This window comes from Escherichia sp. E1V33 (assembly GCF_004211955.1).
In the GTDB taxonomy this organism is placed as follows: Bacteria; Pseudomonadota; Gammaproteobacteria; order Enterobacterales; family Enterobacteriaceae; genus Escherichia.
In genome coordinates this window covers 1-8,831 of sequence record NZ_RHJI01000014.1, presented here as the reverse complement: position 1 = coordinate 8,831, position 8,831 = coordinate 1, and the positions used below count along the sequence as shown (strand labels likewise).

The 8,831-nt window shown below is 48.5% G+C and carries 10 protein-coding genes and 3 pseudogenes; 5 read left to right on the top strand and 8 right to left on the bottom strand.

What is annotated here, in order from left to right; all coding sequences use genetic code 11:
• Positions 1 to 24: 24 nt before the first annotated feature.
• Positions 25 to 699, bottom strand: coding sequence for a 6-hydroxyaminopurine reductase (gene yiiM / locus D9742_RS14000; protein ID WP_130237303.1), 675 nt, complete (start codon positions 697 to 699; stop codon positions 25 to 27).
• 153 nt (positions 700 to 852) lie between these two features.
• On the opposite strand from yiiM, the gene D9742_RS13995 reads away from it, so the two are divergent.
• On the top strand, positions 853 to 1,743 hold the full coding sequence (locus D9742_RS13995) for a dihydrodipicolinate synthase family protein (RefSeq protein WP_130237302.1): 891 nt from the start codon (positions 853 to 855) through the stop codon (positions 1,741 to 1,743).
• 55 nt (positions 1,744 to 1,798) lie between these two features.
• On the opposite strand, the gene kdgT is transcribed toward D9742_RS13995, so the two are convergent.
• Both kdgT and sodA read right to left on the bottom strand, forming a co-directional pair.
• The gene (gene kdgT, locus D9742_RS13990; RefSeq protein WP_130215248.1) at positions 1,799 to 2,782 is read right to left on the bottom strand and encodes a 2-keto-3-deoxygluconate transporter; all 984 of its coding nucleotides are present in this window, start codon (positions 2,780 to 2,782) and stop codon (positions 1,799 to 1,801) included.
• A gap of 259 nt (positions 2,783 to 3,041) precedes the next feature.
• A complete protein-coding gene (sodA, locus tag D9742_RS13985) occupies positions 3,042 to 3,662 on the bottom strand; it encodes a superoxide dismutase [Mn] (RefSeq protein ID WP_130237301.1) in 621 nt (206 codons plus the stop codon).
• Positions 3,663 to 3,845: 183 nt separating this feature from the next.
• Between sodA and D9742_RS23480 the strand changes: the two are divergent.
• A pseudogene (locus tag D9742_RS23480) lies at positions 3,846 to 3,986 on the top strand (rhamnulose-1-phosphate aldolase); the annotation flags it as partial.
• Positions 3,968 to 4,162 (top strand): annotated as a pseudogene (gene rhaM, locus D9742_RS23475) (L-rhamnose mutarotase); the annotation flags it as partial. The pseudogenes D9742_RS23480 and rhaM, both read left to right, overlap by 19 nt.
• A 94-nt stretch (positions 4,163 to 4,256) precedes the next feature.
• Here the strand turns inward: rhaM and D9742_RS13975 are convergent.
• A complete protein-coding gene (locus D9742_RS13975; RefSeq protein WP_130237299.1) occupies positions 4,257 to 4,997 on the bottom strand; it encodes a MipA/OmpV family protein in 741 nt (246 codons plus the stop codon).
• Positions 4,998 to 5,121: 124 nt separating this feature from the next.
• Here D9742_RS13975 and D9742_RS13970 point away from each other — a divergent pair, with 124 nt between their 5' ends.
• Positions 5,122 to 6,096 carry a LysR family transcriptional regulator gene (locus D9742_RS13970; protein ID WP_130237298.1) on the top strand — a complete coding sequence of 325 codons (975 nt, stop codon included), beginning with the start codon at positions 5,122 to 5,124 and terminating at the stop codon, positions 6,094 to 6,096.
• On the opposite strand, the gene D9742_RS13965 is transcribed toward D9742_RS13970, so the two are convergent.
• The gene (locus D9742_RS13965; protein ID WP_062883751.1) at positions 6,093 to 7,229 is read right to left on the bottom strand and encodes an HlyD family secretion protein; all 1,137 of its coding nucleotides are present in this window, start codon (positions 7,227 to 7,229) and stop codon (positions 6,093 to 6,095) included. The genes D9742_RS13970 and D9742_RS13965 overlap by 4 nt on opposite strands.
• Before the next feature lie 5 nt (positions 7,230 to 7,234).
• Positions 7,235 to 7,558 (bottom strand): DUF3302 domain-containing protein, encoded by a 324-nt coding sequence (locus tag D9742_RS13960; protein ID WP_062883750.1) that lies wholly within the window; start codon positions 7,556 to 7,558, stop codon positions 7,235 to 7,237.
• Positions 7,559 to 7,740: 182 nt separating this feature from the next.
• On the opposite strand from D9742_RS13960, the gene D9742_RS13955 reads away from it, so the two are divergent.
• Entirely contained in the window at positions 7,741 to 8,055 is a 315-nt protein-coding gene (locus D9742_RS13955) for a hypothetical protein (protein WP_130237297.1), read from the top strand.
• Here the strand turns inward: D9742_RS13955 and D9742_RS13950 are convergent.
• Together D9742_RS13950 and D9742_RS13945 are read right to left on the bottom strand one after the other, a co-directional pair.
• Positions 8,052 to 8,462: a type II toxin-antitoxin system HicB family antitoxin gene (locus tag D9742_RS13950; RefSeq protein WP_130237296.1), complete on the bottom strand. Its 411-nt coding sequence runs from the start codon at positions 8,460 to 8,462 to the stop codon at positions 8,052 to 8,054. The two genes, D9742_RS13955 and D9742_RS13950, sit on opposite strands and share 4 nt — an antisense overlap.
• A gap of 16 nt (positions 8,463 to 8,478) precedes the next feature.
• Positions 8,479 to 8,663, bottom strand: a pseudogene (locus tag D9742_RS13945) (type II toxin-antitoxin system HicA family toxin).
• Positions 8,664 to 8,831 lie beyond the last annotated feature (168 nt).

The following is an 8,831-nucleotide window of genomic DNA, read 5'->3' as shown; positions in this document are numbered from 1 at the left end:
CTTATCAGGCCTACTCTCTGGGAATTATTTCCCCCACAACCGCCGTGAATTATCTTCAATCTTGCCACTCAGTCGGCGCTTCTGCATCGTTCGCGTCCAGCTTTTCGATAGCCCGGCAGCGGAAAGCAAACGGTGATACTGCTCATCATCAAACGGCATATGCCATGCGATGGCGACAGCCTCTTGCACGGTCACATCGCTAACGCGGGAAACCAGCTCCAGCGGCGCATCAGCAGATACCTGCCCCGGCGCTATCACGCTATACAGCCAGCCCACTTTACCTGTGTTTTGCATCAACTGCGCTATATCACTGATATCAAAGTGGTAATTGAGTTTATAGCACGGAGAGCGCGGCTGGGTGACCTGAATCAATGCCTCTCCCCAGCGGAAAATATCCCCAATAAAAACATTACTTTCCGTCAGACCGTCGGTTGAGAGGTTTTCACCAAACGCTGGTGCCACAAACAACTCTGCCTGTTCCGGAAATTCCCGCGCCCAGTAGAGATAATGCTCGCGAGGATAATGACACAGCGCCCTGTCCGGCCCACCGTGAACGATTTTCTCTGCCTGCTCGTCACCTTCCAGACCCAGTTCTGTCAGCATTAACTCACCATCGACCTGGATTTTGGCAATCGCGCTGGGCTTGCTTTCGGGATAAGCCTGTACTTTGCCTGTGTATACATCAACCGGATATCGCATCTGTTCCCTCTCCACCGAGAAATTTCCCCATTAGACCACATTTATTTTATGTCAGGCGCGCAAAATGAGAGCACGGTTCACATGACAAAACTGTAGACATGTTATCAATGAGATGCTTTTTGAAACGCTATTTCATTATGAGGAGTTTACCGCGTGGCTGATAAATTACAGTTTTCTGGCGTCTGGTGTCCTTCCATCACGCCGATGGATAAGGACGGGAATGTAGACCTTAACGGACTGAAGCAGCATCTGCAGCGACTCACTGACGCTAACATCGATGTGATATTGCTAATGGGAAGCATTGGTGAGTTTGCCTCCTTCACCCTGGAAGAGAGGCTCATGCTTATTCGTGAAGCACGAGCCATGAGCAAGCTAAAAATGGTGGCCAACGTCTCGTCCACATGCACACATGATGTACTGGTTATGGCGCAAGAAGCGTATCGCGTTGGGTACGATGCAGTGATGATCCTCCCGCCTTACTACTACGGCCAGACGGCGAAGCAATTATTAAGCTATTTCCGCCATCTGGGTCGCGAATTACAAGGTAAATGGTTCGCATATAACTTCCCGGCGCGGACCGGTTGTGATTTAACCCCTGACCTGGTCGCCACACTGGCGAGTGAGTTTCCTGATTTTGCCGGAATTAAAGATACCGTCGATTGCCAGTCACACACCCGCAGCATGATTCAGGCAACCCAGGCTGTGCGCCCTGATTTTGCGGTACTTTCGGGGTATGACGAATATTTCATTCCTAATCTGCTGGCCGGTGGCGCAGGGATAATCTCTGGCTTAAATAACGTCATGCCGGAGCTGTTTGTTGAAGCACGCGAAGCCTTCAACAATGGCAATCTCGCTGCCTTACATGAAATTCAGCAACAGATCGGCACCTATATGTCCATCTACGCCATCGGTGAAGATTTTGTCACCACTATCAAGACGGTGGTATCACGTAAGTTTGGTTACTGCACAGGCGTGTCGCGCAATGCCGGTGGAGAGTTAACAGAAAGCGAATGTCGAACGATTGATGAGGTGTTTGTTATTTAAGGTAAAACGCCGGATGAACGTTAATTCATCCGGCGATGATATGGAATAAGAGAGGTTATTTCACCGTACCCAGAATTTCGATTTTCGCCGCTCTGGCTTTGGCTTTACGTGACCAGACAGAGGTAAGAATTGGCACCAGAATCGAAGTCACAATTACCGCGGTCGCCACCAACGAAGTTGCCGCAGGCGCCATCGGTTTAAAGGCCGGGATCATTTCCGCAATCAGTACCGGCGTAGCCACCGCGGCCCCGGCAGAACTGGAGGCGGCAATTCCGGCTGTGCCATCGCCACCACCAATCAATTTATCGGCAATAATCAACGGGATACCGGTCACGATAATCACCGCCACGCCCAACAGGATCCCCAACAAACCTGTCTGGGCAATCACGGTTAAATCAATGGTATTGCCCAGCGCGAAGGCAAAGAACGGAATCAGTGTCTGCACCGCTTTGCTGAAAAACTCGCGTAACTCAGGATCAAGGTTCCCCAGCGCAAAGCCCACCAGGAATGGTAATACTGCACCAACGAAAACATGCGGTTCAAACGAAGCAATTCCGGCGGTTCCCAGAATAATCATCGTCATTAGCGGACCAGATTCCAGCGACATCAACACAAATGCCCCAGCCTCTTCTTTGGTGCCGTACTGCTGCATGATAGAGGCATACAGGCCGCCGTTGGTCATGTCCATCGCCGCTACCAGCGCCAACGTTGAAAGTCCGGCAAAGAATCCAACTTCGACACCGTGCTCAGGAATAATGCGCGAAGCAATGGCCGCAACCACCCACGCAACGGCAATTTTGGTTACCACCAGCGTACCGGATTTACGCAACACTGTTCCCGTCGCGCTTAATTTGATAGACGCCCCCATGCAGAAAAACCACACCGCCAGAATTGGCACCGTGCCAGTAATCATCCCATTGGTGAATGATCCAAAATATTTCCCCGCCCCCGGCGAGAAGGTATGACACAGCGCGCCAAGGAACAGCGGGATGAGCATCATCCCCCCCGGGATTTTCTCTATCGTGCGTTTTATCTGCATTTCCATCACCTGTTGGCATATTTTTATAGGCTGATGCGGAGTTCCTTAACGGAGCATCAGTGTTGATGGAAACGAAGATAGACATTCATCACTACAATAAAAGTGATCAACACCACACCAATTGAAACGTCGTTTTAATTTTATAGGATCATTGTTTTTCTTTTGAAATTGATCACAAAAAAACCACCGTTATGCACGATGGTTTGTTTTTTATGCTGACAAATGGCGTAAACGCCTCATTGCAGCAGGCAAGATGCGATTACTTTTTCGCCGCGAAACGTGCCGCAGCTTCATCCCAGTTCACCACGTTCCAGAACTCTTTGATGTAGTCCGGACGACGGTTCTGGAATTTCAGGTAGTAAGCGTGTTCCCACACATCCAGGCCCACAATCGGGAAGCCGGAAGCGCCAGAAATAGATTCGCCCATCAGCGGGGAGTCCTGGTTAGCAGTAGAAACCACCGCCAGTTTATCGCCTTTCAGCACCAGCCATGCCCAGCCGGAACCAAAGCGGGAAGCTGCCGCTTTCTCAAATTCTGCTTTGAAGTTATCAACGGAACCAAAATCACGTTCGATAGCCGCTTTCAGATCGCCCTGCAGGGTGGTGCCTTTTTTCAAACCTTTCCAGAACAGGCTGTGGTTAGCGTGACCGCCAGCGTTGTTGCGCAGAACGGTTTTTTTGTCTACTGGCAGCTGGTCCAGTTTGGTGATCAGCTCTTCAACCGGCAGGTTGGCGAATTCTGGCAGGCTTTCCAGCGCCGCGTTGGCGTTATTGACGTAGGTCTGATGGTGTTTAGTGTGGTGGATTTCCATGGTCTGCTTATCGAAGTGCGGTTCCAGGGCATCGTAAGCATACGGCAGGGATGGCAGGGTATAGCTCATATTCATCTCCAGTATTGTCGGGCGGCCGATTGTTAATGCCGCGTAAGCAGTTGGTTCATTATAGTTAATTAAATGATATTGAAAATGATTATCAATGCCGTACTTTTCGTAAGGATATGGTTTTGCAGGAAAATGGCAGAGATGTGAGCCAAATCACCCACTTAATGCCTTGATTGCCAGTAAATCGGCAACGGCAGCAACCTGACGTTACGCCCGGATGCCACCGATATCGCACCTTATCAAGACACCTTCCACCCACAACCGCGTTATATCCCGCTCAACCAGCCCATGCCCTTACTGGCAAATACACCATCTATCTCGACAGCACACGTAATTTGCTGTTTGCCCCAGTAGAGATTGAATCTGAAGAACGATGGAATGCGGTTGCCAGCACTGAAGTCTACCAACGTTGGTGGAAGCATATGAAAGACGTGATGCCCGCTAATTCGGATAACAGCCCGGTCAGTAGCGAGCTGCAAGAAGTGTTTTACCTGGCATAATTCACAACGGTGCCGGATACCCCTCCGACACCGCGATTACCATTGGTTAATATAGATTTCGCTGAGGCAACTTATCCAACATCTCCTGGGTTAATTAAAAACGCCAACTCACGCCGGTGACAAAAGTAAAACTTTCATTACGGTCAATCATTGGACTGTTAGTGATCTCTTCCGGCAACTCACTGTATCCAGCACTCGCCATTAATACGACGTGTTCTCCGATGGGGTATTTTGCCGTCAGGCTGACATAAGGTACCCATGCATCCTGCGCGGAATAACTCGCCAGACCGCTGCGACGGGACTCGCTCTCTGAAATGCCATAATAATAGTCACTGAAATTCTCGTCATAATAGAGAACGCCAAGAGCAGGTGTCAGAGACAGGCGACCTATCTGCATTTTGTGGAATAACGACAACTCGCCCACCCAACCGTTACTGTTATCCAGAACATCAGCCGCCGCAGAAGCTTTCACGGTCCCCCAACGCTCATGGTGATACCAGGCAACACCCGCCATTGCCGTGCTGTCACGCTTATCGAGTTGTTGCATAGCATGGTCGTCATTATCGGCAGGATCAAATTCCAGCGGCATCCAGGATGCAGTCAGGCTAAGTTCATTTTTTTCACTTTGCGACAGAATAAAACCTAACGTGGTCTGGCGGACATAAAAAGAATCGCCCTCATAACTGATCAGCGGAATTGCTTTAGTATTTTCATTATAACCGCGATAAGGCGATTCATTATAAACTGCGCCAGCACCAACGGATAATTCTGCAGCAGTTGCACTTGCCATAAAAGGCATAAAAAATAACGCCACAATATTGCGGTTAATTAACATGTCCGACATTCCATTTTAAATTAAGATAAAAAAGAGTCGGCATAGTAATGCTTACAATTTCTCCGGTGCAAGATTCATATTTATATAGTAATATATAAAATTATATATAAATTGGACTGTTGCGATGACAAAATTACAACTCAAGTACCGGGAGTTAAAAATTATCTCGGTAATCGCTGCCAGTGAAAATATCAGCCATGCGGCTACCGTGCTTGGCATCGCGCAGGCCAATGTCAGTAAATATCTTGCTGATTTTGAATCAAAAGTGGGTTTAAAAGTCTTTGACAGAACCACACGGCAACTGATGCTGACGCCTTTTGGCGCCGCGCTATTACCGTACATCAATGATATGCTCGACAGAAACGAGCAGCTTAATAATTTTATTGCAGATTATAAGCATGAGAAACGTGGTCGGGTTACCATCTACGCACCAACCGGCATTATTACTTATTTATCCAAACACGTTATCGACAAAATTAAAGATATCGGTGAAATCACCTTATCGCTAAAAACCTGCAATCTTGAGCGCAACGCCTTTTATGAAGGTGTCGAATTTCCCGATGATTGTGATGTTTTAATCAGCTACGCTCCGCCAAAAGATGAATCGCTGGTTGCCAGTTTTATTACACAATATGCAGTAACCGCCTATGCCAGCCAAACTTATCTTGAGAAACATCCCATTAGCCGCCCAGACGAACTTGAACATCACTCCTGTATCTTGATCGATTCGATGATGATCGATGACGCGAATATCTGGCGCTTCAACGTCGCCGGAAGTAAAGAAGTGCGTGATTATCGAGTTAAGGGAAATTACGTCTGCGACAATACTCAGTCGGCGCTGGAGCTGGCGCGAAATCACCTGGGGATTGTGTTTGCACCAGACAAAAGTGTGCAGAGCGACCTGCAAGACGGCACGCTGATCCCCTGTTTCCAGCAACCGTATGAATGGTGGCTGGATCTGGTGGCTATCTTCCGTAAACGGGAATACCAGCCCTGGCGGGTCCAGTATGTGTTGGATGAAATGCTGCGTGAAATTCGCCACCAGCTTGCTCAGTCGCAGCAACTGCGGCCTGAACAAGCGGCGGAAAACAAAGATTAATGGTCGAGATAAAGGTAATGCACCCAGCTGGTCATACGTAACAGCACTTTGCGCATGACAGAAACATGGCTGAAATGATCGGAATAGACCGCCACCTGGGCGTAAATACCGTCTGGTAATGCGCTCAAATCAGTATGCTCATCCAGCTCAATGGTTGCGATAACGCCGTCAGAACCTGGTGCTGTATTTAAGGACTGTAAGGTGCCGGTCGACTGATAAGCCCCGCCGGGAACGGCTGGACTGATGGCTGCCAGCTTACCGCTGAAGACCTTACCTGGCAGAGCATTAAACACCACTTCCGCATCATCGCCTGGGGCCAGGCGTAGCAATGAGTTCTGGCGGAACTGCGCCACGATTTGTCGTTTCTGATCGGGTATAAACACCATAACTGGACGCAGCGGCAGCGACGCGGCATACGTTCCTGGACGAATCAGCACCTGAGTCACGTAACCGTCGCTCGGCGCACGCACTACCGTCTGCTCAAGGTTATATTTTGCTTCCGCAAGCTGCGCTTTCAGGCTGGCGATTTGTGAATGTTCCCCTAACACCAGGCTATCCAGTTGGCTCTGGATCTGTTTTTGTTCCGCCGCCGATGACTTCACAGAGGCTTCCTGCGCCAGATAATTTTGCCGCGCCACATCGATATCGCGTTCTGAAAACGGATTTACTTTCGCCTGGCTGCCGCGTGCGTAACGCTGATACTCTTTAGCGAATTTATCCCGCGTGGCCTTTGCCTGCTGAGTATTCGCCGCCATCTCATCTAACTCTGCGCCCAATGCCCGCTGCTTATGTTCTGCCGTGACAATATCCGCCATCAGCCGATCTACCCGTGCCTGATAACGCGTCGGGTCCAGTCGAAATAGCACCTCGCCTTTTTTAATCAGCGTATTTTTCTTGTCCGTCACTTCAATTACTACACCCGTCACCTGCGGAACAACCGGAATAGAAATAACCGCTTTTTGCGCTTTAAAGGTATATGGATGGTTATAGTTCATTAATAGAATTAAGCCGCTGACAATAAATATGCCACCCAGTGCCGCAGTAGGGATGGTCCATTTATTCACGGGAATTTTGAAGATCTTAAACATTGCCCATGCGAAAGCCACATAGGTCAAAATAATCAGTAAATCCATAAATATTACTCGGCAGAGGGGGATTTCATGTCGGCGAGCTGTTTCTCCAGCCCGGCAATGCGCTGTTGCAGTTGCATAACGGATGAATCATGGCTTTGCATTCCCCATCCCCGCTCCGGGCGGTAAAGCGTGGCCCAAATCCACAAAAAAGGCCAGATAACATGCAACGTAAACAAACTCACCCAACCGGCAACATGAATGGCATCGGCATGAGGATGGTTGCGTTTTTTCGCAATCAGGTAAGGAATATCATGTAAAATAATAATCCCATAGAAGATCACCAAGAATACAAAAATAAGCACTCCCAGTGCAAAATAATCCAGGAACATATTTTCCTCAGAGAATACAAAAAAGAACAATTAACGCATATTATAAAATGCCATAATGCAGTGCAATTTGCTTATTTATATAACGACATATTGTTTTTTATATACTTTCTGAAATGTGCTGTCTGGCTTTTCAACAGGACCAGTCTTATCATATTGAAATAGTGGAACTATTGGCCAAATTTATGAATAACACCAGCAACACCTCCGCAGTGCAGCTTAAACGTATTAAACCATCAATTATCTACCGTTTATTGCTGATTGGCCTCGGAACGCCATTGGTTATCTACGGCCTGGTTTGCGGTATTTTAGGCATGTTTGGCTACGACCAGGTGAGATGGAACGACACTGTGATACACGGCCTGCTGGCCCTGCCTGCGGGATTGCTTGCAGGCCTGTCAGTCAGTGTGTTCCTCACCGTGATGATTGGCACCATCGCTTGTTTTGGTCTGTGGTTGTACAGCCTGGTTCGCCCGCTCACCATCGAAACGCGAGATTAAACTCCTGGCAAAACACGCCGGGCAGCTTCTGCCAGAAATGCACTTCTGTTGGCGTAGTCTGGGTTATTGCGCACGTAGGTATCAATCTTGTTCAGTAACCTTTTCGGCATCGTGATATTGATACGTTCAGCCCGACCTTCGAACTGATTCATATTGATATCCACCAGCAACCATTGCCCGCCAATAAAGTCCTGCGCCTGCTGAGCCAGATGTTCGTCTACGGAGCCAGGAAGAGGCAACTCTTCATTCATTTCACACAAGGTTTCAAAATGTGCGACCAGTGCATTTCGCGCATCCTGGAAAGCGTCATCAAGCGTATCACCAGCAAAATAACAGCCAGGAACATCAGGGAAAAAGCCGCTGGCGCTACCGTCGGGATCGCTATGGATATACGCGGGATAAAACATATTGCCTCCTGAAATTTTAAAACGTTAAACCAGCCTGACGCCCAATTTGTGCCAGCGTACCTGGCTTAATATCTTTTTAGGATGCGGGACCGTCACCAGGACTGAATGAACAGGATGGCGAAACTGATGATGACTGCCACGGGTTCGAATATGTTCCCAGCCATGCTGTTTCAGGATGGCGATCACGTCTGCACTTTTCACATCCCTGTCCTTCCATGATTATACACACGACACACACACAATTAGCGATAACAATCACGATAGCGCGATTAATATGGGCCGTCAGGATGTAAGTATCCCGCATAATCGTGCCATTCATATTTAGAGATCATCCGGCATAATCAATCTGCCAACGAAGGAGATCGCTAT

Excerpts from the sequence above, each read along its gene's own strand:
- yiiM (WP_130237303.1), bottom strand. The coding sequence starts at position 699 with ATGCGATATCCGGTTGATGTATACACAGGCAAAGTACAGGCTTATCCC.
- kdgT (WP_130215248.1), bottom strand. The coding sequence starts at position 2,782 with ATGCAGATAAAACGCACGATAGAGAAAATCCCGGGGGGGATGATGCTC.
- sodA (WP_130237301.1), bottom strand. The coding sequence starts at position 3,662 with ATGAGCTATACCCTGCCATCCCTGCCGTATGCTTACGATGCCCTGGAA.
- D9742_RS13975 (WP_130237299.1), bottom strand. The coding sequence starts at position 4,997 with ATGTTAATTAACCGCAATATTGTGGCGTTATTTTTTATGCCTTTTATG.
- D9742_RS13970 (WP_130237298.1), top strand. The coding sequence starts at position 5,122 with ATGACAAAATTACAACTCAAGTACCGGGAGTTAAAAATTATCTCGGTA.
- D9742_RS13965 (WP_062883751.1), bottom strand. The coding sequence starts at position 7,229 with ATGGATTTACTGATTATTTTGACCTATGTGGCTTTCGCATGGGCAATG.
- D9742_RS13960 (WP_062883750.1), bottom strand. The coding sequence starts at position 7,558 with ATGTTCCTGGATTATTTTGCACTGGGAGTGCTTATTTTTGTATTCTTG.
- D9742_RS13955 (WP_130237297.1), top strand. The coding sequence starts at position 7,741 with ATGAATAACACCAGCAACACCTCCGCAGTGCAGCTTAAACGTATTAAA.
- D9742_RS13950 (WP_130237296.1), bottom strand. The coding sequence starts at position 8,462 with ATGTTTTATCCCGCGTATATCCATAGCGATCCCGACGGTAGCGCCAGC.